This is a genomic window from Streptomyces sp. LHD-70 (genome assembly GCF_031157275.1).
Taxonomy (GTDB): domain Bacteria; phylum Actinomycetota; class Actinomycetes; order Streptomycetales; family Streptomycetaceae; genus Streptomyces.
This window is the reverse complement of sequence record NZ_JAVIFW010000001.1, coordinates 416,274-441,535: the sequence shown is the minus strand read 5'-3', so window position 1 is coordinate 441,535 and position 25,262 is coordinate 416,274. Positions and strand designations below refer to the sequence as shown.

The following is a 25,262-nucleotide window of genomic DNA, read 5'->3' as shown; positions in this document are numbered from 1 at the left end:
CAGCTCCGCTTCAGGTCCCCTCCGTACGCTGGCCGCATGATCGACAGCACCGCGCCGGGGTGGATCACCGGCCTCATGGACACCCTCGGGGCGCCCGGGGCCGGACTTCTCGTGGCGTTGGAGAACCTCTTCCCGCCGCTGCCGAGCGAGGTGATCCTGCCGCTCGCGGGCTTCACGGCGAGCACGGGACAGATGAACCTCGTGGCCGCCCTGGTGTGGACGACCGTGGGTTCCGTGCTCGGCGCGCTCGCGCTGTACGGCGTCGGCGCGCTGCTCGGCAGGGACCGTACGATCGCGATCGCCACGCGGCTGCCGCTGGTCAAGGTGTCCGACATCGAGCGGACCGAGCAGTGGTTCGCCCGGCACGGCACGAAGGCCGTGTTCTTCGGCCGGATGATCCCGGTGTTCCGCAGCCTGATCTCCGTGCCCGCGGGCGTGGAGCGCATGCCGCTGCCGACGTTCCTGTGGCTCACCGCGCTCGGCAGCGCGATCTGGAACACCCTGTTCGTCCTCGCCGGATATCTGCTCGGCGAGAACTGGACGCAGGTGACGGATTACGTCTCCACGTACTCGACGGTGGTCCTCGGTGCCGCCGCCGTTGCCGCGGTGCTCTTCGTGGCGGTACGGATCGTCAGGCGGACCGGCCCGGCCCGGCGGCGTAGAGGAACTCCCGCAGGATCCGCTCTCCCGCCGCGATCCCACGCTCCGGAAGAACGGTCAGGTGCGACGCACTGAGCCCCGTATCGGCCAACTCACCGTGACCCGGCCGCCAGGCCCGGTCGGCGGCGAGCAGCAGATCCGCGTCCAGGAGCGAGTCGCCCGCGGCGAGGGTGAGGTCGGCGCCGGTGCGGCGGGCGACCTCGCGCATGGCGGCGCTCTTGGTCAGCGGCTTCGGCACCGCGTAGATCTTCCGTCCTTGCAGGGAGACGGTCCAGCCGCGCTCCTCCGCCCAGGCGGACAGCTCCTTGACCCAGCCCTCGGGCAGCAGCGTCCGCTCGACCACCAGATACGCGAACAGGTCCTCGGCGACCCGCTCCTTGAGCAGCCAGGACTCGTCGGCGCTGCGCACCAGATGGGCGCGGACCTCGTCGAGCGAGGCGCACTCCTCGGCCAGGCGGGCGGCGACCTGCCGCTGCCAGTCCTGGTCGGAGACGCCGTCGACGAGCAGATGCCCGCCGTTGGCGCAGATCGCGAACCGCGGGGTGCGGCCCGGGAGATGGATGCGCGCGTACTGCTCGCGGGTGCGGGTGGTCGTCGGCACGAAGACGGTGCGCCGGGACAGCTCGGCCAGGAGCTCGGCGGCGTCCTCCGTGACGTACGACAGCGGCTTGCCCTCGTACAGCTCGACGCAGAGCAGGCGGGGCGCCTCCGCGTCGGGCATCGGCAGTTGCAGGGCCGCGGCGGAGTAGATCAGCGTGCGGTCGAGGTCGCTGGCGACGAGGGTGGCGCCGGACGAGCTGCTCATGGAGGTGCTCACGGAGGTGCTCACTTGCCCGTCACCGCCTTGCCGTCGGCGCCGGTCGCGCCGCGCGTGTACTGGGGGTGGATCAACCCGACGCAGCTGTACGGGAGTCCGTCCACCTCCTCGACGTCGACGCCGCGCTGCTCCGCGAGCAGGCGTACGTGGTCGAGGTCGGCGCCCGCGCCGCGCTGGGCGAGGATCTTCCACGGGACCCGGCGAAGCAGCACCCGGGTGGTCTCGCCGACGCCCGGCTTGACCAGGTTCACGTCGTTGATGCCGTACTCGGTGCTGATCCGTTCGACGGCCGCCCAGCCCTCCCAGGTCGGCGCGCGGTCCGCCGAGAGCACCTCCTTGACCTGGGCGTCCACGGCCAAGCCGACCTCGTCGAAGCGGGCCGCGACGGTGTCGAGGAAGTGGCCGGAGACGTCCGTTCCGGCGAGTTCGCGGTAGAACTTCGCGCCGTGGAAGTCGTCCGGGCCGACCAGGTCCGCGCGGAGCACGGTGCGCGATATCAGCCCGGAGACCGTGGAGTTGAGGCAGGCGGACGGGATGAGGAAGTCCTCGCGCGTGCCGTAGGTCCGTACGCAGGAGCCGGGATCGGCGAGCACGGCGATCTCCGGGTCGAAGCCCTTGGCTCCGCCACCGTCCTCGAAGTCCCGTACGGCCTGGGCGAGTTCGCGGGTGATGGCGCCCTTGCCGGTCCAGCCGTCGACGAAGACGACGTCGGCCGGGTCGTGGTGGGCGGCGAGCCAGCGCAGCGCGTTGGCGTCGATGCCGCGGCCGCGCACGATCGACACGGCGTAGTGCGGCAGGTCGAGGCCGTGCCGGTGCTGTGCCCAGCGGCGCATCAGGACGCCGACGGGCGTACCGGCGCGCGCGAGCGACACCAGGACGGGCCGCTTCGACCGCTCGGCGAGCACGGTCTCGGTGACGACGCCGACGGCCCGCGCGATCCGGGCGGCGGAGGTCTCCAGGGCGGCCTTGAACAGCTGCTGGTACTGCTCGTTCGGCTGGTACTCGACCGGCAGCGACTCGGCGTAGTGCGCCCCGCCGCTCTGGATGGCCTCTTCGCGCTCCTCGGTCGGCGCTTCGAGCTCGACCTCGGACAGGTCCTGGAGCAGCCAGCCGACCTCGTCCGGTGCGTACGAGGAGAAGGCGGGGCCGCGCAGGGGTTCGGGCAGCATGCTGGGATTTTCCTGCCGTTCGGAGGCGTCTTCGGAGGCCCCTTGGGAGGCGCCTTCGGAGGCGTGTTCGGGGGTGTCTTCGGGAGCGTCCCCGGTGCGCGCGGCGCCGGGGGCGTGGGACGGGACGACCGCGAGCAGGACATGCTCGGCGTGCCGGGCGAGCTGCGCCAACAGGCCGTCGGGGGCGTGCAGTTCGGGGGTGTCGGCGGTGGAGTCGACGACGGCGACGACGGTGTCGAAGCCGCCGCCCGCGACGTTGTACGCGTACCGGTCGCCGGGCCCGTCCGCCGGGTCGTCGTGGGCGGGGAAGACGAGGCGGCTGCGGATCGCGTAACCCGGGTCGTCCACCGCGAGGACGGGCGAGCGGGTGGTCGTGGAGTAGCGGACCTCGGCCTCCACTCGCTCCTCCAGGCCGACCGCGAGCCGCAGCGGCGCGTACATCAGCTCCTCGAAGCCGAGGACGAGGACGCGGCGCGCGTCAGCGGGCAGCGCCCCTGCGATCCGTTCGACGAGGCCGGGCGCGGCGGCCTCCAGGGTCTCGCGGTGCGCGGCGGTGAATCCGTGCCGCCCGCCGTCGGGCACCCCGGCGGGCCAGCCGAGCTCGACGCGCACCGGCCGACGCCCGTCCCGCTGGACGGGAACACTCACCGCGGCCTGCTCGTGCGCGGCCTGCTCGTGCGCGGTCCGCTCGTGCGCGGCCTGCTCGTGCTCGGCGACCAGCGCCTGCCCGCGCTCCAGCACGCCCTCAGGAAGCCGTACGGTCCCGGAGGCCAGGGCGATCAGGTCGACGCGGGCGTCGATCTCGCGGGCGAACTCGTCGAGCCTGCCCCGGTCGGCGTCCGAGCGCATGTCGACCAGAGCGACGATGACGTACCGCCCGCGCGGGTAGCGCTCGTGCAGGGCGCGGATGGTGTTGAGGACGGTGTTGCCGGTGGAGAACTCGTCGTCCACGAGGACCAACGGGCCGTCCCCGGCGAGGAGTTCGGGGTCCTCGGGGAGCAGCAGATGCGAGGTGGCGTGCGAGTGCGACTCCTCGAAGCCGCCCGCGCGCGCGACGCCGGGCACGGGCCGCCGGGTGGAGTGCAGATACGGGGCGAGGGCGAGGCCGTCCGCGACGGAGTGGCCGAGCCCGGTGGCGGTCTCCGCGTACCCGAGCACGACGGAGCGGCGGGCCTCGTCGTCGCCGAGCAGCTCGCGGACCCGGACGCCCAGGTCGTGCCCGGAGCGCCAGACCAGGGCGGGCGACTGCGGGACGTGTTTGCCGAGGACGTGGGAGACGAGCAGATGGGCCCGTTTCGGGTTGCGGCGCAGGGCGAGCCCGAGGAGTCCTCGCAGCCGCTCGTCGCCGTCCAGTTCGACCCCGAGTCGCTCAGCGACCCACTTGCCCGACCACACCACGTTGTTCGCGTCCCTCTCGTCGCTTGCGTACGTCACGTTCGTCCGTCCCTGCTCTCTGCCCATGTCGTCGGCCTGTCCGTTCAGTTGTCGCCGGACAGGCCCGCGGTGAGCAGCTCCACGAAGCCGACGTCCTCGCCCGCGACTCCGAAGGCCTGGGCGCGTTTGAGGGTCCGCTCGGCCCAGGCGCGGTGCGGCTTCACCTCGTTCATTTTGTTCGTGTAGGCGGAGCGCAGGACTCCGCCGCCGCCGCGCTCGGGGCGCAGGATGTCCTGGGCGTCACTGAACTCCTCGTGGCTGACCACGGAGAGGGCGTGCACGGGCAGGACGTGCGAGGGGTGGATGCAGGTCTTGCCGAGCAGTCCGTTGGCCCGGTCGAGGCCGATCTCGCGGAGCAGTCCGTCGATGTCGTGCTCGATGAGGGCGGTACGCAGCTCCTCGGCGCGGCCGAGGAAGGGGCTGTTGCGCAGCTGCGGCTTGAACATCCGCTCCTGGGCGCGGAAGTACTCCCACACGGGCCCGGTCACGGTGAACCCGGTGCCGTCGGCCCGGCCGAGGACGTTGACGACGTCGGCGATGACGGAGGCGACGATCTGCACGTCGTACGCGGTCATGTCGGGCTGGCGGCGCAGTCCGTACGCGGAGCAGAAGTCGGTGACGCCGAGGCGCAGGGCGAGGACGCGGTCGCGGTACTTGTCGACGGTGCGGGCGATGCCGGCGAGGGTGTCGGCGCGGGTCTCCAGGTGGAGCAGCTCGGGCGACTCCAGGACGGGCATGGCGAAGAGGCGGCGTCCGCTGGCGGCCTCGGCGGCGGTGAGCGCCTCCAGGAAGGGCACGCCACGCTCCTCGGTGAACTTCGGCATGACGAAGCCGGAGAGGATGCGGACCGCGGGGCCGAGGCGGCGTACGAGGTCGGATATCTGGGCGGCGTGCCGGACGCGTATGAAGAGCAGCGGCAGCTGTCCGGCGGCGGCCCCCTCTTCGCGGGCGGAGAGCGCGGACAGCTGGGCGACGAGGTTCTCCTCGGCGCCGACGACGTCCGCGTCGTCGATGGAGTCCTCCAGGCACAGCACCATCGAGGCCACTCCGTGCTGCGCCTGCTTGACGACGTCGTCGGCGAGGCGGGGGCGGGTCGCCGGGGAGTACAGCGTGGCGCCGAGGGCGACCGACAGGAGCGAGGCGGGAGAGTCCGCGGTGAACTCGCCGGGTTCCCTGTGGAACAAGCGATTCCGGATCTCAGGCGCAATGTGCCCGAAATGACGCATGAGACTCCCCGTTGTAGACAACCGACCGACCATATGTGGCCGGTAATAGTACGTAAACGAGCATGTCAGGGGTTCCCTGCTCGCATGAAATTCAGGTAACCCCCTCATGTCTCCCGCGAGCGGACCCCGCCCCGCCGACGCCCCCCGCGTTGTCCCCGCCTGGGCGGGGAAGGCAGGATGACGGCATGACGCACGCGATGCTGAAGGGGTCGAACGTCCCGCTCGAAGCCATGGCCGTACACGCCGTGCTGCGCTGGACCCCGGGGCCCGCAGGGTCGGGAGCCCCGGACATCGACGTCTCGGCACTGCTGCTCTCCCCCGAGGGCCGGGTCCGCTCCGACGAGGACTTCGTCTTCTACAACCAGCCCCGGCACCCCTCCGGCACGGTCCGGCGGCTCGGCAAGAAGCGCGTCGCCGACGGACTGAGCGATTCCGTCCAGGCCGACCTCGCCGGAATGGACGCCGAAGTCGACCGCATCCTGGTGGTGGCATCGGCGGACGGCGTCCCCTTCGAGCACGTACGCGGACTGCGCATCTCGCTGTACGACGCGGCGGCCGGAGCGGAGGGCGACCCGTACGCGTACTTCGACGTGAAGCCCGAGACGGGCGCCGAAACCGCTCTGATCTGCGGCGAGTTGTACCGCCGCGGCGACACCTGGAAGTTCCGCGCGCTCGGCGAGGGCTACTCGAACGGCCTCGTCGGCCTGGCCACGGACTTCGGGATCTCCGTCGACGAGTCCGAGGCTCAGTCCGGGGCCGAGGCCCAGCATCCCGAGCCGCGGCAGCCCGAGCCGGACTCCGAGGCCGCGACGCAGCACACCGCGCTCCCGCCGACCGTCGCCCCGCCCGCGCCGACGGCGGCCCCCGGCTACGGCTACCCGCAGCCGCCCAGCCAGCCCCCGCCCGCGGCCCCGCCCGGGTACGGCTACCCGCAGCCCGTCTCGGCACCGCAGGGCGGTTACGGCTACCCGCAGCCCGCCGCCGCAGCCGTCCCGGGCCCCGACCCGCACTTCAAACTGCCGCCGCAGGGACCGCAGTTCCTGGCCCGCTGACCGGCGAGCGGGTCCCGAAACGGACGGGCGCGACACGGACGGTCCCGGAACGGACGGGCGCGATACGGATGGCCGCGACCCGCACTACTTGTCCGCCTTCGCCTTGTAGCCCCGGCCCCACTGCAGGCCCCAGCCGTACAGCCGGTCCAGCTCGGCCTGGAAGCCGTACACGAACTTCACCTCGCGGCGCACGACCAGCTCGCCCTTGACGTTCTCGACGGAGATCACCGCGCAGGAACGCGCCTGCGGGGCGCGCTCGTCGATCTCGATCTCGATCCGCGGGCCGTTGCTCGGATAGAGCGTGACCTTCGCGTGCGTACGGTCGAAGGCCGGGGTCTGGTCGTAGATGTAGACGAAGAACAGCAGCCGCTTGATCTCTTCGCGGTGGTCCAGATTCACATACAGCGTCTCGCCGGAGGCCGAGCCGAAGCGGTCGTCCCCGCTGAGCTTCACATACGGCGGGGCGTTCAGATCGCCGAAGAAGCTGCCGAGGGGCTGTACTACGCCCTTGGCGCCGTCGGTCATCTCGTACAGGCAGCCCAGGTCCAGGTCCACATTGACCACACCCTGGGTGTGGGCCTGCACCACATCGGGCTGGAACATCTTCCACGGCTGCCGCAACAGCCCGCCCCTCCGCTTCGACTGTCCCTCGATGTCCGAAGTACGCATCCGCCAGGACAGGTTGACGCGCAGATTGCCGGTGGCCGCGCCCTGCTTGGTCAGGGACACCGACGGACGGCGCTTGGTGAGCTCGATGGAGTTGGTCGCCGCGTTCCCCGACTCGAACTGCGATGCGCGACCCCGCCACAGCCCTTCCCAGAAGGACATCCCGCCCCCAACTTCTCAAATGCCTGCATACGTGACAGCGGGGCGGTCAGAGGGTCATGCCCTCGTGACCGCCCCGCTTCAGAGCGTTCCCTCAACTACCCGCGGATCACACCCCGGAGGAGACCTCGGTCTTCTCGTCCGAACTCGGTCCACCGCCGCCTCCGGCCGCGGCCAGGCGCTTGTTGCGCCGCACCGAGGACCAGAACGACCAGGCGATCAGGATCACGCCGATGGAGCCGGTGATGACCTCGGGGATCTCGTGCTGGATGGTGACGAGCAGGATCAGGGCGAGGGCACCGATCGCGTAGTGCGCGCCGTGCTCCAGGTAGACGTAGTCGTCGAGGGTGCCCTCGCGGACCAGGTAGACCGTCAGCGAACGGACGTACATGGCGCCGATGCCGAGGCCGAGGGCCATCAGGACGATGTCGTTGGTGACGGCGAAGGCGCCGATCACACCGTCGAAGGAGAAGGACGCGTCCAGGACCTCGAGGTAGAGGAACATGAAGAACGCGGCCTTGCCGGCGAGGACGACGGCCGACTTGGGCTTGCCCTCGCGTGCGGCGCGCTCCTCCTCCTCGTGCTCGCGCTCCTCCTCTTCCTCCAGCTTGTTCTCGAAGAAGCCGGAGAGACCGCCGACCACGAGGTACGTGATCAGACCGGCGACGCCGGAGAGCAGCACCGTCTGCGACTTGTCGACGTGGGCGCCGCCGTGCTGGTGGGCCTGGGTCGCGAAGGTCATCGCGGTGACCATCAGGATGATGAGCGCGATGCAGACCGACAGCATGTCGACCTTGCCCAGCTTGGCGAGCGGACGCTCCAGCCAGCCGAGCCACTTGATGTCGCGGTCCTCGAAGATGAAGTCGAGGAAGATCATCAGCAGGAACATGCCACCGAACGCGGCGATCGACGGGTGAGCGTCGGTCACCAGCTGCTGGTACATGTCCTTGTCCGTCATCGCCAGGTCGACGGCCTCGATGGGCCCGATCTTGGCGCTGATGGCGACGATGACGACGGGGAAGACAAGGCGCATGCCGAAGACGGCGATCAGAATGCCGACCGTGAGGAAGATTTTCTGCCAGAAGGCATTCATCTTCTTCAGGATCCCGGCGTTGACCACCGCGTTGTCGAAGGACAGCGAGATCTCGAGGATCGACAGGATCGCCACGATCCCGAACGCCTGCCACCCCCCGATGAACACCGCTGCGACCAGGCCGGCCGCGGTGACCGCGAACGACCAGCCGAAGGTTCTCAATACCACTGGCTACCCAATCGTTGTTTACGGGGCGTCCCCGCGCCCGCGACGAGAAGGGGACTCCCCCGAGCCGTGCGCGGCTTTACGAAACGTTGACCCCGAAGTCTAGAGCGATGCCCCGCAGCCCTGACGCGTACCCCTGGCCTACGGCGCGGAACTTCCATTCCTCGCCGTACCGGTACACCTCGCCGAAGATCATCGCCGTCTCCGTGGACGCGTCCTCGGAGAGGTCGTACCGCGCGAGCTCCTGACCGTCGGCCTGGTTCACGACGCGGATGAACGCGTTGCTGACCTGTCCGAAGGTCTGGCCTCTGTTGTCCGCGTCGTGGATGGAGACGGGAAAGACGATCTTGTCCACCTCGGTGGGGACCTTGGAGAGGTCCACGAGCAGGGACTCGTCGTCGCCGTCACCCTCACCGGTGAGGTTGTCGCCGGTGTGCTCGACGGAGCCGTCGGGGCTCGTGAGCTGGTTGTAGAAGATGAACCATTCGTCGCCAAGCACCCGCCCGGACTTGCAGAGCAGCGCGCTGGCGTCCAGGTCGAAGGGGGCGCCGGTGGTGGAACGTGCGTCCCAGCCGAGTCCGACAAGGACCTGCGTCAGGTTCGGTGCGGCTTTGGAGAGGGAGACATTGCCCCCCTTGGCGAGCGTGACGCCCATGTTCGTGGTCCTCCCCGAGGTGGTGGTGCGGTTGTCCAGCGCGTCCGGCGCCGCACGGAGAGTGCGGCGCCGGACGGGTCATGCGTGGCGGTGCGTGGCTCAGACGTTGACGCCGAAGTCCTGCGCGATGCCGCGCAGGCCCGAGGCGTAACCCTGGCCGATGGCGCGGAACTTCCACTCCGCGCCGTGGCGGTACAGCTCGCCGAAGACCATCGCGGTCTCCGTCGAGGCGTCCTCGGAGAGGTCGTACCGCGCGATCTCGGCTCCGCCGGCCTGGTTCACGACGCGGATGAACGCGTTGCGGACCTGGCCGAAGGACTGCTGGCGGTTCTCGGCGTCGTAGATCGAGACCGGGAACACGATCTTGGTGACCTCGGCGGGGACGCCCGTGAGGTTGACCTTGATCTGCTCGTCGTCGCCCTCGCCCTCACCGGTGGTGTTGTCACCGGTGTGCTCGACCGAGCCGTCGGGGCTCTTGAGGTTGTTGAAGAAGACGAAGTTGGCGTCGCTGGAGACCTTGCCGTCCTCCTGCGTCAGGATGGCGCTGGCGTCGAGGTCGAAGTCCGTACCGGTGGTGGTACGGATGTCCCAGCCGAGGCCGACCGTGATGTCGGTCAGGCCGGGGGCCTCCTTGGACAGCGAGACGTTGCCGCCCTTGCTGAGGCTGACTCCCATGAGTCCTCCCAAATGGTGTCCAGGGGCAGCGCCCCCGTAGTGCGTTGGCATCGGATCAACGACTGGATCCTAGTGACCGGTTCCCGCATCAACAGGCTATTCGTCCCGGGATCACGAGGTCGTCGAGTTGTTCAGAGGCTGCCGAGGGCCGTGACGTACTCGTTCAGGTCACGTGCGTCGGGCAGCGCGTTGACGACGCTCCAGCGGATCACGCCCTCCTTGTCGATGATGAAGGTGCCGCGCACGGCGCAGCCCTTCTCCTCGTCGAAGACGTCGTACGCACGCGAGGCCTCGCCGTGCGGCCAGAAGTCGGAGAGCAGCGGGTACTCGAGGCCCTCCTGCTCGGCGAAGACGCGGAGCGTGAAGGGCGAGTCGTTGGAGACGGCGAGCAGCTGCACGTCGTCGTTGACGAACTTCGGCAGCTCGTCCCGCAGGGCGCACAGCTCGCCGGTGCAGACGCCGGTGAAGGCGAAGGGGTAGAAGAGCAGGACGACGTTCTTCTCACCGCGGAAGTCCGAGAGCCGGACGGTCTCCCCGTGCTGGTTCTTGAGCTCGAAGTCCGGGGCCTTGGTGCCGGTCGCGAGGCCAGCGAGTGCCATGAGGACGGATCCCTCCGTAGAGCTGTTCAGGTGGGTGCCACCCTAGCGAGGGCGGCAGGGCATGCGTGAACCCCCGCCGACCGATGGCCGACGGGGGTTCGAAGGCTGCGTGAAAGGTTCAGCGCTTGCCGGACTTCGCCGCCTTGGGGGTGGCGAGTCGGCTGCCCGACCAGTCCTTGCCCACGCTGACGCTCTTGCTCGCCGTCAGGCCGGCGGTGGTGGCCGCGTCGCTGATCTCGCTCGGCTCGACATATCCGTCGCGTCCGGTCTTCGGGGTCAGCAGCAGGATCGGGCCGCCTTCCTCGATGTACGCGATGGCGTCCACCAGGGAATCCGTCAGGTCCCCGTCGTCGTCGCGGAACCAGAGCACCACGGCGTCGGCCACATCGTCGTAGTCCTCGTCGACGAGTTCGCCATCGTCGCCGATGGTCTGTTCAATGGCCTCGCGGAGCTCCATGTCGACGTCATCGTCGTAGCCGATCTCCTGGACCACCTGCCCGGACTGGAAGCCCAGCCTCTCGGCCAGGCTCGTCTCCGCGTGGTCCGCGGTCGCGCTCACGGATTGCCTCCTGATCATGTTTGGAAGTTGTTCTCGGCCGCACGCATACGTGGGCCACTGGCCGTAGTCCACACGTGCGGGGCGGATCGCGCAAGTACCCGGCCGTCGAGACCGCCGAAACGGTGACGTTCCTGGCGGCGCCGTCGCAGCGCTGTCAGCGCTTTGCCGGGTATCCGTTGTTCACCCCAAGCCATTCTGGCCTGTTTTGCCAGTCCTGTGGTAATCGCGGCCCTGGTGACCGCGCACTGGTTACCTAACGGTACAGATGACGTTTGCGCGACCGAGGTGGACGATGGGGACCACAATCGACGGTGCAAAGACAGCCCCACAGCCCCCACAGCTCCCGACATCGAGCAAGACCGACAGCGAAGGAACAGCGTGGCTTCCGGATCCGATCGCAACCCGATCATCATTGGCGGCCTGCCCAGCCAGGTCCCGGACTTCGATCCCGAAGAGACTCAGGAGTGGCTCGCCTCCCTTGACGCGGCGGTCGACGAGCGCGGCCGCGAGCGCGCCCGCTACCTGATGCTCCGGCTCATCGAGCGGGCCCGTGAGAAGCGCGTCGCCGTACCCGAGATGCGCAGCACGGACTACGTCAACACCATCGCCACCAAGGACGAGCCGTTCTTCCCCGGCAACGAGGAGATCGAGCGCAAGGTCCTGAACGCGACCCGCTGGAACGCGGCGGTCATGGTCTCGCGCGCGCAGCGCCCCGGCATCGGCGTCGGCGGCCACATCGCCACGTTCGCGTCCTCCGCCTCGCTGTACGACGTGGGCTTCAACCACTTCTTCCGCGGCAAGGACGAGGGCGACGGCGGCGACCAGATCTTCTTCCAGGGCCACGCATCGCCGGGCATCTACGCCCGCGCGTTCCTCCTGGACCGGCTGAGCGAGCAGCAGTTGGACGGCTTCCGGCAGGAGAAGTCCAAGGCGCCCAACGGCCTTTCCTCGTACCCGCATCCGCGGCTGATGCCGGACTTCTGGGAGTTCCCGACCGTGTCGATGGGCCTCGGCCCGCTCGGCGCGATCTTCCAGGCGCGGATGAACCGGTACATGGAGGCGCGTGACATCGCCGACACCTCCAAGTCGCACGTGTGGGCGTTCCTCGGCGACGGTGAGATGGACGAGCCGGAGTCGCTCGGGCAGCTGTCGATCGCCGCGCGTGAGGGCCTGGACAACCTGACCTTCGTCGTCAACTGCAACCTGCAGCGGCTCGACGGTCCGGTGCGCGGCAACGGGAAGATCATCCAGGAGCTGGAGTCGCAGTTCCGGGGCGCCGGATGGAACGTCATCAAGCTGGTGTGGGACCGGAGTTGGGACCCGCTGCTCGCGCAGGACCGGGACGGCATCCTGGTCAACAAGCTCAACACCACGCCCGACGGACAGTTCCAGACGTACGCGACCGAGACCGGTGCGTACATCCGCGACCACTTCTTCGGCGGTGACCACCGGCTGCGCGCCATGGTCGAGAACATGACCGACGACCAGGTCCTGCACCTGGGCCGTGGCGGTCACGACCACAAGAAGATCTTCGCGGCGTTCTCGGCGGCCAAGGCGCACAAGGGCCAGCCGACGGTGATCCTGGCGCAGACGGTCAAGGGCTGGACGCTCGGCCCGAACTTCGAGGGCCGCAACGCCACGCACCAGATGAAGAAGCTGACGGTCGACGACCTCAAGGGCTTCCGGGACCGGCTGCACCTGCCGATCACGGACAAGCAGCTGGAGGACGGCGTTCCGCCCTACTACCACCCGGGCCGGGACTCCGAGGAGATCCAGTACATGCACGACCGGCGGCACGGCCTGGGCGGGTACGTCCCGACCCGTGTCGTCCGCGCGAAGCCGCTGCAGCTGCCCGAGGACAAGACGTACGCGGCCGCGAAGAAGGGCTCGGGTCAGCAGTCGATCGCCACCACCATGGCGTTCGTCCGCATCCTGAAGGACCTCATGCGGGACAAGGAGATCGGCAAGCGCTTCGTGCTGATCGCGCCGGACGAGTACCGCACGTTCGGCATGGACGCGTTCTTCCCGAGCGCGAAGATCTACAACCCGCTCGGCCAGCAGTACGAGGCGGTCGACCGTGAACTCCTGCTCGCGTACAAGGAGTCGCCGACCGGTCAGATGCTGCACGACGGCATCTCGGAGGCGGGCTGCACGGCCTCGCTGATCGCCGCGGGCTCGGCGTACGCGACGCACGGCGAGCCGCTGATCCCGGTGTACGTCTTCTACTCGATGTTCGGCTTCCAGCGGACCGGCGACCAGTTCTGGCAGATGGCCGACCAGCTGGCCCGCGGCTTCGTCCTCGGCGCCACCGCGGGACGTACGACGCTGACCGGCGAGGGCCTCCAACACGCGGACGGGCACTCGCAGTTGCTCGCCTCGACCAACCCGGGCTGTGTCGCGTACGACCCGGCGTTCGGGTACGAGATCGCGCACATCGTGAAGGACGGCCTGCGCCGGATGTACGGCCCGGAGGCCGAGGACGTCTTCTACTACCTGACGGTCTACAACGAGCCGATCCAGCACCCGGCAGAGCCGGACGACGTGGACGTCGACGGCATCCTCAAGGGCATCCACCTCTACCAGCGCGGCGAGTCCGGCACGATCCCGGCGCAGATCATGGCGTCCGGTGTCGCGGTGCCGTGGGCGGTCGAGGCGCAGCAGATCCTCGCGCAGGACTGGAACGTCAAGGCCGATGTCTGGTCGGCGACGTCCTGGAACGAGCTGCGGCGCGAGGCCGTCGAGGTGGACCGGCACAACCTGCTGCACCCGGAGGAGGAGCAGCGCACGCCGTACGTGACGCAGAAGCTGCAGTCCGCCGAGGGGCCGTTCGTGGCGGTCTCGGACTGGATGCGGTCGGTGCCGGACCAGATCTCGCGCTGGGTGCCGGGGCAGTACACCTCGCTCGGCGCGGACGGCTTCGGCTTCGCGGACACCCGGGGCGCGGCCCGCCGGTACTTCCACATCGACGCGCAGTCGATCGTCCTCGCGGTGCTCACCGAGCTCGCCAGGGACGGCAAGGTGGACCGCTCGGTCCTGAAGCAGGCGGTGGACCGCTACCAGCTGCTCGACGTGTCGGCGGCCGACCCGGGCGCGGCGGGCGGCGACGCATAGCTTTCACGCAGGGCTGACAAGGCGGCGGGACCGGCTGGTCCCGCCGCCTTGTGCGTTCCTTACGATGCGGCGCATGAAGGAACACGCATGAAGGAACGACCATGAAGGAACAGCCGCCCCAGATCCGCTGGGAGAACGGCACCCAGCGCCCCCTGCTCGCGCTCGCGGTGCTCTTCGCCGTGGCGTACGCGGTGCCCATCGTGCTGCCCGGCGCGGGCTCCGGGGTGCGGCGGGCCTGCTCCGTCGTGGAGTGGGCGGTGTGGGGCGCGTTCGCCGTCGACTATCTGGTGCGGCTCGTCCTGAGCGAGGACCGGAAGCGCTTCGTGCGCAGGCACTGGCTCGACCTGTGCGCGGTCCTGTTGCCGCTGCTGCGGCCGCTCCAGCTGCTGCGGGTCGTCGCGACGCTGATGCTGGTCGGACGGCGGGCCCGGATGGCCTCGCAGATCAGGCTGACGACGTATGTGGGCGGGGCGGTGGCGGGGCTGCTGATGTTCGGCTCGCTCGCGGTGCTCGCGGTGGAGCGCGACGCGCCGGACGGGAACATCAAGACCCTGGGCGACGCCCTGTGGTGGTCGTTCACCACGATGACGACGGTCGGCTACGGCGACCACTCGCCGACGACGGGCCTCGGCCGGGTCCTCGCCGTCGGCCTGATGCTGTCCGGTATCGCGCTGCTCGGTGTGGTGACCGCGAACATCGCCGCCTGGTTCATCGCCCGCTTCGACCAGGACGACGCCGAGGAGCGGCGCCGTACCGCCGCCATCGAGGCCCTGACCCAGGAGGTCACCGCGCTGCGGGCGCAGGTGGCCGAGCTGTCCGCGGCGGCGGCGCCGGTCCCGGCGCGCCGAAGCGACCCGCTGAGCTGAGGTCGGGCGGCCCGCCGCCCTGGCGTCGGGGGCGGCGGGCCTGTCCGGTGGGTGCGCTCAGTGCTCCCAGATCTTGAACGCCCGTACGCGATAAGGCGATCGGGGCGCGTACGTGCCGTCGCCCGGGTAGGTCTGGAACTCGCCGGTCTCCGCGCAGTGGGCGGACTGGTAGACCGTCACCGGGCGGCCGGTGCGGTTGGCGAGGGACTGGGCCGAGGTGCCCCCGGGGAGGGCGACGCAGCTCTCGATGTCGGTTCCGGCCAGCTCGTGGACCTGGCGCTTCCCCTGGAACTCGGCGTCCTTCCACAGGCACAGCTCGCCGGGCCCGCAGTCGGCGAGGGTGGGCGGGGACGCGCTCGCCGCGGGTGCCGCGAGCAGCGCCAGGGCGAGCAGTGAGGTGGTCAGGGCGGGCAGCGTGCTGGTGGTGCGCATGGTGGTGAACCCCCGTGTCGTACGAATCCGTGATCCGCACTCTGGCCCGCAACTGCCGTCCGCCGGAAGGGGGTTCGGGGTCAGCCACCCTGATAGGGGAAAGTCCCGCCGAAGGGCTCTTCGGCGGGACTTTCCGATGCGTACGGCGCGGGCGACGGCGCGCGTACCCGCACGCGCGCGGGTGCGCGAGGGTGTGAGCCCTCGGATGACGTGGGCGTCAGATGTGGACGGCTCCGCCGCCTGCCTCCGCGTTGGCGCCGCGCTTGGTGAAGACGGCCACCACGGCGGCCACGGCCGCGACGACACCGGCCGTGAGGAAGGCCAGGTGCATGCCGGACATGAAGGTGTCCTGCACGACGCCGCCGATCTGCTCGATGACCGGCTGCGGGGTGTGCGCCTTCTCCAGGGCCTCGGTCGGCAGGTATCCGACCTCGGCGGCCGCGTCCAGGCCGGGCGCGGGCTCGCCGGGCAGCCCGGCCTCCGTCCACTTCTCGGGCAGTACGGAGGCGGTCTTGCTGGACATGACGGCGCCGAGCACGGCCGTGCCGAGCGCGCCGCCGACCTGCATGGCGGCCTGCTGCAGACCGCCCGCGACGCCGGAGAGCTCCATCGGGGCGTTGCCGACGATGACCTCGGTGGCGCCGACCATCACCGGGGCGAGGCCCAGGCCGAGGAGGGCGAACCACAGCGACATCGTCCACGTACCGGTCCCGGTGGACAGCGTGGTCATGCCGAACATCGCGGCCGCGGTGAGCACCATGCCGCCGACCAGCGGGACGCGCGGGCCGAACTTGGTGATGAGGGCGCCCGCGATCGGCGAGGACACGATCATCATGGCCGTCAGCGGCAGCAGGTGCAGGCCGCTCTCGACCGGGGTCATGCGGTGCACGCCCTGGAGGTAGAACGTCACGAAGAACAGGCCGCCCATGAAGGCGAAGGCCATGAGCACCATGAGGACAGTGCCCGCGGAGAGCGGTATGGAGCGGAACATCCCGAGCGGGACGAGCGGCTCCTTGACCTTGGTCTCCCAGACCGCGAAGACGACGAAGCACAGGACGGCCGCGCCCAGGAAGATCCAGGTCTTGGCGCCGCCCCAGCCCCAGGACTCACCGGCCTTGATGATCGCCCAGATCAGGAAGAACATCGCGCCGGACAGCAGCGCGATGCCGGGGATGTCGAAGGAGCGCGGGGCGTTCGCGGCGCGGTGGTCCTTGAGGACCCACAGCCCGAAGACGAGCGCGATCACACCGACCGGCACGTTGATGTAGAACACCGACTGCCAGCTGACGTTCTCGACGAGGAAGCCGCCGAGGATCGGGCCGCCCGCGGTGGAGGCGCCGATGACCATGCCCCAGATGCCGATGGCCATGTTGAGCTTCTCAGCCGGGAAGGTGGCGCGCAGCAGGCCGAGCGCCGCCGGCATCAGCAGGGCGCCGAAGAGTCCCTGCAGCACGCGGAAGACGACGACGAACGTGACGCTCTCGGACAGGCCGATCGCGCCGGACGCGGCGGCGAAGCCGACGACGCCGATGAGGAAGGTCTGGCGGTGGCCGAAGCGGTCACCGAGCTTGCCCGCCGTGATCAGGGCGACGGCGAGCGCCAGCAGATAGCCGTTGGTGATCCACTGGACGTCCGCGAGGGAGGCGCCCAGGTCCTTCTGGATGGCCGGGTTGGCAATGGCCACGATGGTGCCGTCGAGGGCCACCATCATCACGCCGATCGCGACGGCGAACAGCGTCAGCCAGGGGTGGCCCCGCAAGCCCTTGGCCTGGGCCGGAGCGGGAGCGCCCGCAGGCTGCTCCGGCGCCTTGTCCGCCTTGTCGACGGTGGTCTGACTAGTCATGCGTTCGAGGCTAATGACAGCGACTGACAGTTGACAAACGAGTTCACAAGTCGGTAACTGTCACGTTGCTCACAGGTAGGGTGAGCTGCATAAACCAGCGGAAAGAGGCCTCTGATTGACCCCGCGCAAGCCCGAGCCGCAGCCAGAGCTCACGCCGGCGCCGAGCGCTGCCCCAGCGCCGCCCGCGGGCCTGCGTGAGCGCAAGAAGCGCCGCACCCGCGACGCCCTGCTGCGCGCCGCCCTCGAACTCTTCACGTCACAGGGGTACGACGAGACCACCGTCGACGAGATCGTGGACGCCGTCGATGTCTCGCAGCGCACCTTCTTCCGCTACTTCGCCGGGAAGGAGGAGGCGATCTTCGCCGTACAGGAGATGGTCGAGGCGCAGTTCGTGGAGCAGCTGCGCGCCCGGCCCGCGCACGAGCCGCCGCTCAGGGCGCTGCGGGCGGCCGTCCTGGACGCGTGGAACACCATCGGCGACAGCATCGAGCAGGTCGTGCCGGTCGAACTCCACATGCGCACCTTCCAGTTGATCGAGTCGACGCCGACGCTGCTCGCCGTGCAGATGCGCCGCTCCATCGAGATGGAGGAGGAGGTCGCGCGGATCATCGCCCGGCGCGAGGGCCTCGACGTGGACGCCGACCCGCGCCCGCGCGTGGCCGTGGCCGCGTTCAGCGGCGTGATGCGGATGACCGGGCGGCTGTGGGGCGCGGGCGAGGACCTCAGCGTCGAGTCGATGCGCGTGGTCACGGCCGCGCAGCTCGACCAGCTGGTGCCGGCGCTCGCGGGCGACTGGCGCGCGGGCTGAGCGCTTCTGGCGCTGCCGTACGCCGGAGTCCGACGGAGCGTACGAACACATCGGCAGAGGGTGAACTGCCGTACCCCACAAGTGAGTACGGAGCGTAGCCATCTCGTACCCCCTACGTCCGATTTGCCGGAATCGCCCCGGGTGAAAGGTGATCTGTCCCACCCCCTTCCCGGTCTGAGCAGCGGTTCTCCTAGGGTGGTCCGGAGTGACTTCCTTCGACTCGTCCCCCACCTTGAACGTCTGGCGCGCGCTCCTCGCTCTCGCGGTCGTCTTCGTCATGCTGGCGACCACCGGCTGGAGCGCCGTGCGTCACGACAAGGGCGCGTCGACCCCGCTCGACCGGGCACTCTCCGCCTGGAAGCACAGCGGCATCGACGGCCATCGGCTGCCCGACCCGCACGCCCCCGCCGCCCGGATAGCGCACTTCTTCGACACCCTCACCGGGTCCCAGAAGCTCCGGCTCGCCCGCAGCCATCCGCTCGCCGTCGGCAACATGACGGGGGCGCCCGTGTCCCTCCGGTACGCGGCCAACCGCGTCGCCATCGACCGGGCGCGCGAGGTCGAGCAGCGGCGCATGCACGACAAACGGCTCTCCGACTCCGGCCGGTACCAGGCGGGGCGCCGGATGAACCGCTTCGAGTCGCTGATGCGGCCCGAGCGGCAGATCCTCGCCTTCGACCCGATCGGCCCGGGACGCGTCGCCGAGGTGCTCGGCGACCTGAACCGCGCCCAGCGGGTCTCGGTCGTCGTGCCCGGCGTCGACACCAACCTGCTCACGTTCCAGAAGACGCACGGCCGCTACACCGCCCCGCGCGGCATGGCCAACGCGCTCCACCGCGAGCAGCAGGAGCGCAGCCCGGAGACCCGCAGCGCGGTCATCGCCTGGGCCGACTACACGGCCCCCGTCGGCCTCGGCATGGACGCGGCCACCGCGAAGCGCGCCGAGGACGGCTCGGTCCGCCTGAACTCCCTGGTGCGTACGCTGCCCGGCTCGTCGAAGGTCGCCCTGTACTGCCACAGCTACGGCTCGGTGGTCTGCGGGGTCGCCGCGTCCGAGTTGCCGTCGCGGGTCACCGACATCGCGGTGGCGGGCAGCCCCGGGATGCGCGCCGAAAGCGTCGGCGGTCTGCACACCGGCGCCCGGGTCTGGGCCATGCGGGACTCCGACGACTGGATCCAGGACATCCCGCACATGGAGGTCGGCGGTCTCGGCCACGGCGCCGACCCGGTCTCGAAGGGTTTCGGCGCACGCGTCGTCTCCGCGGAGGGCGCCGTCGGCCATACGGGCTACTTTCAGCCGGGCACCGAGAGCCTCCGCAACTTCGCCCGGATCGGCGTCGGCCAGTACGGCTCGGTGAGCTGTGCGGGCGGCGGCGAGGAGTGCCGGAACACGCCTTCCGGTTCCGCTTCGGCCTGACGCGCGTAGAAATCCGTTCACCTGGCGGAGCGCGGGAGGGCTTGGGGCGAGCGGCAAAGGGCCGGATACCGCGGCTTGTTCGGCCCGCGGCCCTCGGGAGACGGGTGGGCTTAGGCTCCCATGGCGCATACGATGAGCCGCATGGGTGACGTACTGGCCGGATTTCATGCCGCCTGGGAGTTCGACTCGGACTCCGTGCTCATCCGCTTCGAACGGGGGATCAGGACGCCGAAGCTGTTCCAGGCGCTCGGTGAACGACGCATTCCCCACGAGGCGTTGGCGGCGGTGACCCTGACCCCGGGAAAGCGCGGGACGGTGGTGCTGCATGCCGTTCCGAGACCCGGCGCGGATCCGCTGATGGCGGCCGCCGCCGGGCAGTTGAAGGACAGCAGCGACCCCTACCGCCTGGTGCTGCCCGCCGAGCGCGAGGTCCTCGCCGAGTACTACGCGGACGAGCTCCGCGCCCTCGTCGGCCCCGCGTTCGACGCGGACGAGTTCCTCGTACCGGCGCCGGAAGGCCCCCTGCAGTTCAAGGCGTACGACGGCAAGGCGTCCTTCGACGGCAGGACCGTGTCGTACCGCTGGTTCTGGACGGGCGCCTCGTCGGCGAAGTGGAAGGCGGGCGACCAGAGTTTCGCGGTCGGTGACCTCGCGGACGTCGAGTGGCGCTCCCCCGAGGTGTTCGACGGCCATCTGCGGCTGCTGCACCGCGGCCCGGCGGCTGCGCAGCCCGCGCAGGCGGACCAGGACCCGGCAGCGGTGGTCTTCGGTCTCGGGTACGGGCCGGTGCACGAGTCCCTGCCGTTCGCGGCGGCGGTCCTGGAGGCGGTGCGCAGTAGCGGGCCCTCTCCGGCCGAGGCCCCGCGCCCACCGGCCCGGCGTGACCCGGCCGATATCGCGGACCGGATCCGGCACCTCGGGGAGTTGCACCAGGCGGGGCTGCTGACGGATACGGAATTCACGTCGAAGAAGGCCGAGTTGCTGGCGGAGCTGTGAGGCCCTTCCGGGGGATCCGCCCCTGGACCCCGGACTCATACTCCAGTAGCACCCCACCCTGAAGACCCAGGTATGACGGCATCGGCGCCCGCGCCTGCCTACGCTGAAGCCGTCATGGAAACCTCACCCAACAAGCTGCGGGACAACCTGCGCGACGGCCTTCGCGACGGGCTGCGGGAGCTCGGGCTCGCGCTCACCACGCCCGCCGCGTCCGGCGACGCCCCGCTCGCCCGGGCGGGCAAGGCGTGGGTGCGGTTGCTGCCGTACGTCATCGTCCTCGGCGTCGTCGCCTCGCTGCTGCCCGTCACCATCACCGTGCTCGTGGGCGACTACCAGCTCGGCGGTGCCCTCGCCGGTGCGCTCGCCACCGCGCAGACCGCGCCGCTGCTGCTCGCCATCACCCGGCCGCTGCCCGCCTGGTGGATCGTCGGCACCGCGGACGTGCTCGGTGCGCTCGCGCTGCTCGGGGCCGACGGCACCCCGGGCCGCAGCTGGCCGTGGACGCCCATGGTCGTCGTCGGCTATCTGCTCCTGATGGCGCTGCTCGGCCTTCGCGAGTCGCGGCGCACCCTGGTCGCCGTCTGGCTGGCCACCGGTCTCGCCGGGTTCCTCTTCGAGCTGGTCTCGCAGAACAAGAGCGACGGCGTGCACGTCCTGCTGTTCGTGCTCAGCGGCGTCATCCTCGTCGTCACATACGCGCTGCGGGCCCGCGGTGAGGCGCAGCGGCGGCTCGTCGTGCAGGAGACGATCAGCGAGGCCGAGCGGGCGCAGCGGACGCTGCTTGAGGAACGGGCGCGGATCGCACGGGAGTTGCACGATGTGGTCGCCCACCACATGTCGGTGATCACGGTCCAGGCGGACTCCGCGCCGTACCGCATCCAGGGCCTGCCGCCCGAGGCGCAGGAGGAGTTCGCGACCATCGCGGGCAGCGCCCGGGAGTCGCTCGCCGAGATGCGCCGGCTGCTCGCGGTGCTGCGCAGCGAGGACGCGCCGGGCGAGCGCGCCCCGCAGCCCGGCCTCGACCGGCTGCAGCAGCTGGTCGAGGCGACCGTACGGGCCGGTGTGCCCGCCGAGTTGGCGCTCGAAGCCGAGCTCGGTGAGGTGCGGCAGGCCGTGCAGCTGTCCGCGTACCGGATCGTGCAGGAGGCCCTGGCCAATGTCGTGCGGCACGCGCCAGGCGCCCGTACGGAGGTCGCGGTGCGCGGGGACGGCGAGGATCTGCTGGTCCTCGTCGTCAACGGCCCCGCCGCCGAGCCGATGACGCCCCTCGAACACAGCGGTACCGGGCACGGGCTGGTCGGCATGCGCGAGCGCGTACGGTTGACCGGCGGCTCGCTCGACGTCGGGTCGCTGCCCGACGGCGGATTCCGCGTCGCGGCCCGGCTTCCGCTGCGTACGAAAGGCACAGACAGCCCGTGACGATCCGTGTGCTCATCGTCGACGACCAGGCCATGGTGCGGGCGGGCTTCGCCGCGCTGCTCGCCGCGCAGAGCGACATCGACGTGGTGGGCGAGGCGAGCGACGGCCGGCAGGGCGTGGAGGTGAGCCGCTCCGCCCATCCCGACGTGGTCCTGATGGACGTGCGGATGCCGGAGATGGACGGCCTCGCCGCGGCCCGCGCCCTCCTCGAACCCCCGCCCGGCGTGGTGCACCGGCCGAAGGTCCTGATGCTGACCACCTTCGACGTGGACGACTACGTGTACGAGGCGCTGCGCGCCGGCGCCTCAGGGTTCCTGCTCAAGGACGCGCCGCCGGCCGACCTGATCGCCGCGGTCCGCGTGGTCGCCTCGGGGGACGCGCTGCTCGCACCGTCCGTGACCCGGCGCCTGATCGCGGACTTCGCCCGGCAGAAGCCGAGCCGCGCCAAGGACCCCTCGCTGCGCCTGAACGGGCTGACGCCGCGCGAGACCGAAGTGCTCGAACTGATCGCCCGCGGCCTGTCCAACCAGGAGATCGCCGAACGGCTCGTGCTCGCCGAGCAGACCGTGAAGACCCACATCGGCCGCGTCCTCGCCAAGCTCGACCTCCGCGACCGCGCCCAGGCCGTGATCTTCGCGTACGAGTCGGGCCTCGTGTCGCCCGGCGACGCCCCGTAGGGCCGCCCGGCCGCGTGCACCCCCTACTGGGGTAGCACGCCCCAAGACCCCAGTAGCACCCAGGAGTTGGCTCCCCGGTGTGACGTGCCGGGCCCGGCCGTCTTCCTACCTTCCCTCCCGTCAGCGAGACGGACGTACGGGAAGCAGAGGAGACGGCCATGGCCGAGCAGCGGCGGGCGAAGGAGCGCAAGGGGCGGGGCCTGCGGACGCTGGTCGCGGGCGCGCTCACGGCGGTGGTCGTGGCGGGCAGCGCCGGCTGGGCCGTCGGCTCCGAGCAGCAGGCCGTCACCGGCCCGGTGCCCGGCGTCAGCTCCTGGCGCGCCGACCGCACCGCCGACCCGCACGGCCGCCCGCTGCCCGACCCGGCGACCGCGTCCCCGGCCCGGATCGCCGACTTCTTCACCGGGCTGACCGGGCAGCAGCGCCGGACCCTCACCGAACGGCACGCCCTGGTCGTGGGCAACCTCGACGGCGCCCCGCCGAAGCTGCGGTACGCGGCCAACTCCCGTGCGCTGCGGGAGGAACGGTCGAAGCAACTGGACCGCGCCGCCGACGCGCAGCTGCCCGCGCAGGACCGCGCCGCCGCCCGCGCCCGCGCCGAGCGCTACGCCGAACTCCTCGCTCCCGGACGGCAGATCCTCGCCTTCGACCCGCGCGGCCGGGGCCAAGTGGCCGAGGTCTACGGGGACTTGGACGCAGCCGAGCACGTCTCCGTGATCGTGCCGGGCTCGGACATCGACCTGGACACCTTCGACCGTACGAAGGACCGGTACGGCACCCCGACCGGCATGGGGCGCTCCCTGTACGCCGCGACAGGGCACCGCACGGCCGTGATCGCCTGGGCCGGGTACACCACGCCCGTCGGGCTCGGCCCCGATGCCGCCACCGGCCGGCTCGCGGAGGCCGGGGCGCCGCACCTGGCCCGGCTCGCGCAGGGCGTGGTCGCGGCGGGCGGCCCGCGTCCGGCGCTGTTCTGCCACAGCTACGGCTCGGTGGTGTGCGGCCTCGCCGCGCCGCAGGCGCCCGCCTCCGACCTGGTCGTGGCGGGCTCCCCCGGCATGCGCGTGGAGCGCGCCGCCGACCTGCGCACCGAGGCCCGCGTCTGGGCCGCGAAGGACCCGGGCGACTGGATCGACAACGTCCCGCACGTCCAGGTGCTCGGCCTCGGCCACGGCACCGACCCGGCCGACCCGGCCTTCGGCGCCCGCCCCGTGCCCTCCGCCGAGGCCGACGGCCACACCGGCTACTTCGCGCCCGGCACGGACTCCCTGCGCGCCTTCGCCGACATCGCCCTCGGCACCTCCCACTGAGCCTCCGGCTGCCCCGGCAGCCCGCCTCCCGGCCTTCCCCGAAGGACCAGCCATGACCTACGCCGAACTCGCCCCTCCGCCCCGGCACTTGAACCCTTCCCGGCATCGCCCGGCCGCTCCCCCGCAGTCCGCGCGGCGAGCCCTGCACCGTACGGTCGCGTCCATCGAGGCCCGTACGCCCGCGCACCGCGACCGTGGCATCGACGGGCTGCGGGCCCTGGCCCTGCTCGCCGTGCCGACCGGGCACTGGCTGCTCGGCGGGTTCACGCTCGACGCGGACGGCGGGCTGCACAACGCCAGCCCGCTGTCCGCGCTCGGCTTTCTCGCGCCGCTGAGCTGGTTCCTGCAGTTGCTCGGGATCTTCTTCCTGGTCGGCGGGTACGCCTCGGCGCTCTCCTACCGGCGGGCCCGCGAGCGCGGCGGGTCCACGGCGGGCTGGCTGCGGGGGCGGGTGGCGCGGCTCGGGCGGCCCGTGCTCGGCGTGACGGCCGTGTGGGCCCTGCTGATCCCGCTGCTCTCCGCGCTCGGCGTGCCCGGCGACTCGCTGCGCACCGGCTCGACCCTGGTGATCCAGCCCCTGTGGTTCGTGGGCGTCTACACGGTGATCACCGCGCTCACCCCGCTCTGCGTCCGCGCCGCCGAACGCCTCGGCGCCTGGTCCGCGGCACCGCTCCTCGCGGCCGTCGCCGCCGTCGACTTCCTGCGCTACGGGCCGTACGCGGAGGCCGCGCCGTCCTGGCTGAGCGTCCTGAACATCCTGCCGGGGTGGATGTTCGCGTACCAACTGGGCGTCTCCTGGGGCGAGAAGAGGCTCGGCAGGCGCGGGGCGTGGCTGCTGCTCGTCGGCGGCACCGCGCTGTTCGCGGTGCTGCTCCTGGCCTTCCACTACCCGGCGTCGATGGTGGGCGTGCCCGGCGAGGCGCGCACCAACTCGCATCCGCCGTCGCTGCTCGTCCTCGCGCTCGCCGCCGCGCAGAGCGGTGCGGCGATCCTGCTCCGGGACCGGATCGGCGCGCTGCTTCGCAGGCCCGCGCTGTGGGCGCCGGTGGTGGTGATCAACCTGTCGGCGATGACGATCCTGTGCTGGCACCAGACGGCGATGTTCGCCGCGGCCGCGACCGGCGCGCCGTTCGGCGAGCTGGCGGGCCTGACCACGGCGCCCGACTCGTTCGCCTGGATCGCCGCGCGGGCGGCCTGGCTGCCGCTGTTCGCGCTGCTCCTGGTGGCGATCGGCCGGTACGCGCACCGCTTCGAGCGGCCCTGGGGCACGGGCGCGCGTTCCTCCGGGCTCCGGCGCGCGGCAGCCGGGTTGCTCGCGGTGGGGTTCGCGGCGTTCGCGCTCGGCTGGGCTTGAGGGGCCTGTCCGTACGGGCTGGGCGTGAGGGGTCCTGCCCGTACAGGCGGGCGTGCGGGGCCGCCCTGTCCGTACGGGTGGGAGTGAGGGGGGCCTGTCC

At 70.9% G+C, this 25,262-nt stretch carries 22 protein-coding genes; 11 read left to right on the top strand and 11 right to left on the bottom strand.

Annotation, left to right across the window (positions count from 1 at the left end; genetic code table 11):
* Window positions 1-36: 36 nt before the first annotated feature.
* Entirely contained in the window at window positions 37-735 is a 699-nt protein-coding gene (locus tag RCO28_RS01930; protein ID WP_308939128.1) for a DedA family protein, read from the top strand.
* On the opposite strand, the gene RCO28_RS01925 is transcribed toward RCO28_RS01930, so the two are convergent.
* Genes RCO28_RS01925 through RCO28_RS01915 form a run of 3 tightly spaced genes read right to left on the bottom strand, consistent with a single transcriptional unit; the run spans window position 632 to window position 5,306 of the window.
* Entirely contained in the window at window positions 632-1,465 is an 834-nt protein-coding gene (locus RCO28_RS01925; protein WP_308939665.1) for an HAD family hydrolase, read from the bottom strand. The genes RCO28_RS01930 and RCO28_RS01925 overlap by 104 nt on opposite strands.
* A gap of 20 nt (window positions 1,466-1,485) precedes the next feature.
* On the bottom strand, window positions 1,486-4,080 hold the full coding sequence (locus RCO28_RS01920) for a phosphoribosyltransferase (protein WP_308939127.1): 2,595 nt from the start codon (window positions 4,078-4,080) through the stop codon (window positions 1,486-1,488).
* Between the two features lie 44 nt (window positions 4,081-4,124).
* Window positions 4,125-5,306 carry an HpcH/HpaI aldolase/citrate lyase family protein gene (locus RCO28_RS01915; protein WP_308939126.1) on the bottom strand — a complete coding sequence of 394 codons (1,182 nt, stop codon included), beginning with the start codon at window positions 5,304-5,306 and terminating at the stop codon, window positions 4,125-4,127.
* Window positions 5,307-5,491: 185 nt separating this feature from the next.
* Here RCO28_RS01915 and RCO28_RS01910 point away from each other — a divergent pair, with 185 nt between their 5' ends.
* Window positions 5,492-6,358 (top strand): TerD family protein, encoded by an 867-nt coding sequence (locus RCO28_RS01910; RefSeq protein ID WP_308939125.1) that lies wholly within the window; start codon window positions 5,492-5,494, stop codon window positions 6,356-6,358.
* A gap of 84 nt (window positions 6,359-6,442) precedes the next feature.
* On the opposite strand, the gene RCO28_RS01905 is transcribed toward RCO28_RS01910, so the two are convergent.
* The 6 genes from RCO28_RS01905 to RCO28_RS01880 all read right to left on the bottom strand — a co-directional run bounded on the left by RCO28_RS01905 (window position 6,443) and on the right by RCO28_RS01880 (window position 10,929).
* Entirely contained in the window at window positions 6,443-7,186 is a 744-nt protein-coding gene (locus RCO28_RS01905) for a Tellurium resistance (RefSeq protein WP_308939124.1), read from the bottom strand.
* Between the two features lie 106 nt (window positions 7,187-7,292).
* A complete protein-coding gene (locus tag RCO28_RS01900) occupies window positions 7,293-8,444 on the bottom strand; it encodes a DUF475 domain-containing protein (protein ID WP_308939123.1) in 1,152 nt (383 codons plus the stop codon).
* 76 nt (window positions 8,445-8,520) lie between these two features.
* The gene (locus tag RCO28_RS01895) at window positions 8,521-9,096 is read right to left on the bottom strand and encodes a TerD family protein (protein WP_308939122.1); all 576 of its coding nucleotides are present in this window, start codon (window positions 9,094-9,096) and stop codon (window positions 8,521-8,523) included.
* A gap of 99 nt (window positions 9,097-9,195) precedes the next feature.
* Window positions 9,196-9,771 carry a TerD family protein gene (locus RCO28_RS01890; RefSeq protein ID WP_308939121.1) on the bottom strand — a complete coding sequence of 192 codons (576 nt, stop codon included), beginning with the start codon at window positions 9,769-9,771 and terminating at the stop codon, window positions 9,196-9,198.
* A 131-nt stretch (window positions 9,772-9,902) separates the two neighbouring features.
* A complete protein-coding gene (locus tag RCO28_RS01885; protein WP_308939120.1) occupies window positions 9,903-10,370 on the bottom strand; it encodes a peroxiredoxin in 468 nt (155 codons plus the stop codon).
* Between the two features lie 118 nt (window positions 10,371-10,488).
* Window positions 10,489-10,929 carry a DUF3052 domain-containing protein gene (locus RCO28_RS01880; protein ID WP_308939119.1) on the bottom strand — a complete coding sequence of 147 codons (441 nt, stop codon included), beginning with the start codon at window positions 10,927-10,929 and terminating at the stop codon, window positions 10,489-10,491.
* A gap of 378 nt (window positions 10,930-11,307) precedes the next feature.
* On the opposite strand from RCO28_RS01880, the gene aceE reads away from it, so the two are divergent.
* Together aceE and RCO28_RS01870 are read left to right on the top strand one after the other, a co-directional pair.
* The gene (gene aceE / locus RCO28_RS01875) at window positions 11,308-14,040 is read left to right on the top strand and encodes a pyruvate dehydrogenase (acetyl-transferring), homodimeric type (RefSeq protein ID WP_308939118.1); all 2,733 of its coding nucleotides are present in this window, start codon (window positions 11,308-11,310) and stop codon (window positions 14,038-14,040) included.
* Between the two features lie 101 nt (window positions 14,041-14,141).
* Window positions 14,142-14,906 carry an ion channel gene (locus RCO28_RS01870; protein ID WP_308939117.1) on the top strand — a complete coding sequence of 255 codons (765 nt, stop codon included), beginning with the start codon at window positions 14,142-14,144 and terminating at the stop codon, window positions 14,904-14,906.
* A gap of 57 nt (window positions 14,907-14,963) precedes the next feature.
* On the opposite strand, the gene RCO28_RS01865 is transcribed toward RCO28_RS01870, so the two are convergent.
* Both RCO28_RS01865 and RCO28_RS01860 read right to left on the bottom strand, forming a co-directional pair.
* A complete protein-coding gene (locus tag RCO28_RS01865) occupies window positions 14,964-15,338 on the bottom strand; it encodes a peptidase inhibitor family I36 protein (protein WP_308939116.1) in 375 nt (124 codons plus the stop codon).
* A 217-nt stretch (window positions 15,339-15,555) separates the two neighbouring features.
* Entirely contained in the window at window positions 15,556-17,181 is a 1,626-nt protein-coding gene (locus tag RCO28_RS01860) for an MFS transporter (RefSeq protein WP_308939115.1), read from the bottom strand.
* 190 nt (window positions 17,182-17,371) lie between these two features.
* Between RCO28_RS01860 and RCO28_RS01855 the strand changes: the two genes are divergently transcribed.
* From RCO28_RS01855 to RCO28_RS01825, 7 genes are all read left to right on the top strand, one after another.
* The gene (locus RCO28_RS01855) at window positions 17,372-17,989 is read left to right on the top strand and encodes a TetR family transcriptional regulator (protein WP_308939664.1); all 618 of its coding nucleotides are present in this window, start codon (window positions 17,372-17,374) and stop codon (window positions 17,987-17,989) included.
* Between the two features lie 205 nt (window positions 17,990-18,194).
* Window positions 18,195-19,406 carry an alpha/beta hydrolase gene (locus RCO28_RS01850; RefSeq protein ID WP_308939114.1) on the top strand — a complete coding sequence of 404 codons (1,212 nt, stop codon included), beginning with the start codon at window positions 18,195-18,197 and terminating at the stop codon, window positions 19,404-19,406.
* A 141-nt stretch (window positions 19,407-19,547) separates the two neighbouring features.
* Complete coding sequence (locus RCO28_RS01845) at window positions 19,548-20,402, top strand: DUF4429 domain-containing protein (protein WP_308939113.1); 855 nt, start codon at window positions 19,548-19,550, stop codon at window positions 20,400-20,402.
* 114 nt (window positions 20,403-20,516) lie between these two features.
* Window positions 20,517-21,821 carry a sensor histidine kinase gene (locus tag RCO28_RS01840; protein ID WP_308939112.1) on the top strand — a complete coding sequence of 435 codons (1,305 nt, stop codon included), beginning with the start codon at window positions 20,517-20,519 and terminating at the stop codon, window positions 21,819-21,821.
* Window positions 21,818-22,498 (top strand): response regulator transcription factor, encoded by a 681-nt coding sequence (locus RCO28_RS01835; RefSeq protein WP_308939111.1) that lies wholly within the window; start codon window positions 21,818-21,820, stop codon window positions 22,496-22,498. The genes RCO28_RS01840 and RCO28_RS01835 overlap by 4 nt, the downstream gene beginning before the upstream one ends.
* Window positions 22,499-22,656: 158 nt before the next feature.
* Window positions 22,657-23,808: an alpha/beta hydrolase gene (locus RCO28_RS01830; RefSeq protein WP_308939110.1), complete on the top strand. Its 1,152-nt coding sequence runs from the start codon at window positions 22,657-22,659 to the stop codon at window positions 23,806-23,808.
* Window positions 23,809-23,860: 52 nt separating this feature from the next.
* Window positions 23,861-25,162, top strand: coding sequence for an acyltransferase (locus tag RCO28_RS01825; protein WP_308939109.1), 1,302 nt, complete (start codon window positions 23,861-23,863; stop codon window positions 25,160-25,162).
* The last annotated feature ends 100 nt before the right edge of the window (window positions 25,163-25,262 follow it).

Excerpts from the sequence above, each read along its gene's own strand:
- RCO28_RS01930 (WP_308939128.1), top strand. The coding sequence starts at position 37 with ATGATCGACAGCACCGCGCCGGGGTGGATCACCGGCCTCATGGACACC.
- RCO28_RS01925 (WP_308939665.1), bottom strand. The coding sequence starts at position 1,465 with ATGAGCAGCTCGTCCGGCGCCACCCTCGTCGCCAGCGACCTCGACCGC.
- RCO28_RS01915 (WP_308939126.1), bottom strand. The coding sequence starts at position 5,306 with ATGCGTCATTTCGGGCACATTGCGCCTGAGATCCGGAATCGCTTGTTC.
- RCO28_RS01910 (WP_308939125.1), top strand. The coding sequence starts at position 5,492 with ATGACGCACGCGATGCTGAAGGGGTCGAACGTCCCGCTCGAAGCCATG.
- RCO28_RS01905 (WP_308939124.1), bottom strand. The coding sequence starts at position 7,186 with ATGTCCTTCTGGGAAGGGCTGTGGCGGGGTCGCGCATCGCAGTTCGAG.
- RCO28_RS01895 (WP_308939122.1), bottom strand. The coding sequence starts at position 9,096 with ATGGGCGTCACGCTCGCCAAGGGGGGCAATGTCTCCCTCTCCAAAGCC.
- RCO28_RS01890 (WP_308939121.1), bottom strand. The coding sequence starts at position 9,771 with ATGGGAGTCAGCCTCAGCAAGGGCGGCAACGTCTCGCTGTCCAAGGAG.
- RCO28_RS01885 (WP_308939120.1), bottom strand. The coding sequence starts at position 10,370 with ATGGCACTCGCTGGCCTCGCGACCGGCACCAAGGCCCCGGACTTCGAG.
- RCO28_RS01870 (WP_308939117.1), top strand. The coding sequence starts at position 14,142 with ATGAAGGAACAGCCGCCCCAGATCCGCTGGGAGAACGGCACCCAGCGC.
- RCO28_RS01865 (WP_308939116.1), bottom strand. The coding sequence starts at position 15,338 with ATGCGCACCACCAGCACGCTGCCCGCCCTGACCACCTCACTGCTCGCC.
- RCO28_RS01860 (WP_308939115.1), bottom strand. The coding sequence starts at position 17,181 with ATGACTAGTCAGACCACCGTCGACAAGGCGGACAAGGCGCCGGAGCAG.
- RCO28_RS01845 (WP_308939113.1), top strand. The coding sequence starts at position 19,548 with ATGGGTGACGTACTGGCCGGATTTCATGCCGCCTGGGAGTTCGACTCG.
- RCO28_RS01840 (WP_308939112.1), top strand. The coding sequence starts at position 20,517 with ATGGAAACCTCACCCAACAAGCTGCGGGACAACCTGCGCGACGGCCTT.
- RCO28_RS01830 (WP_308939110.1), top strand. The coding sequence starts at position 22,657 with ATGGCCGAGCAGCGGCGGGCGAAGGAGCGCAAGGGGCGGGGCCTGCGG.
- RCO28_RS01825 (WP_308939109.1), top strand. The coding sequence starts at position 23,861 with ATGACCTACGCCGAACTCGCCCCTCCGCCCCGGCACTTGAACCCTTCC.